Genomic DNA, 547 nt, shown 5'->3' with positions numbered 1-547 from the left:
ACAATTACATTTCTAGTTCCATTTGTGGTAAAAGTGGAAATAGTAGTCAAAACGAGGATACCAGAACGAGTGATCAAACTATACCAGAAAGTTCTACTAATCTGGGTGTAACTGAAGAATACCAGAATTTGTGGGTTCAATGCGAAAATTGTTTCGCATTAAATTATAAGAAATTTTTGAAATCAAAAATGCATCTTTGTGAACAATGTGGATATCATTTGAAAATGAGTAGTTCAGATAGAATCGAACTTTTGATCGATCCGGGTACTTGGGAGCCTATGGATGAAGACATGGTCTCTCTGGATCCCATTGAATTTCATTCGGAGGAGGAGCCTTATAAAAATCGTATTGATTCTTATCAAAGAAAGACAGGATTAACCGAGGCTGTTCAAACAGGCAGAGGGCAACTAAACGGTATTACCGTAGCAATTGGGGTTATGGATTTTCAGTTTATGGGGGGTAGTATGGGATCCGTAGTCGGGGAGAAAATTACCCGTTTGATTGAATACGCTACTAAAGAAGCTCTACCTCTTATTATAGTGTGCGC

Annotated in this window: 1 protein-coding gene; it reads left to right on the top strand. The window is 38.2% G+C overall.

Features of this window, described 5'->3' with window-relative positions; all coding sequences use genetic code 11:
• A partial coding sequence (locus HX793_RS32360) for a carboxyl transferase domain-containing protein (RefSeq protein WP_498055038.1) occupies positions 1-547 on the top strand: 547 nt, incomplete at both ends.

The sequence above is a fragment of the Pseudomonas reactans genome, assembly GCF_013387025.1.
Taxonomy (GTDB): Bacteria; Pseudomonadota; Gammaproteobacteria; order Pseudomonadales; family Pseudomonadaceae; genus Aquipseudomonas; species Aquipseudomonas reactans.
This window is presented reverse-complemented; position numbering and strand designations above follow the sequence as displayed.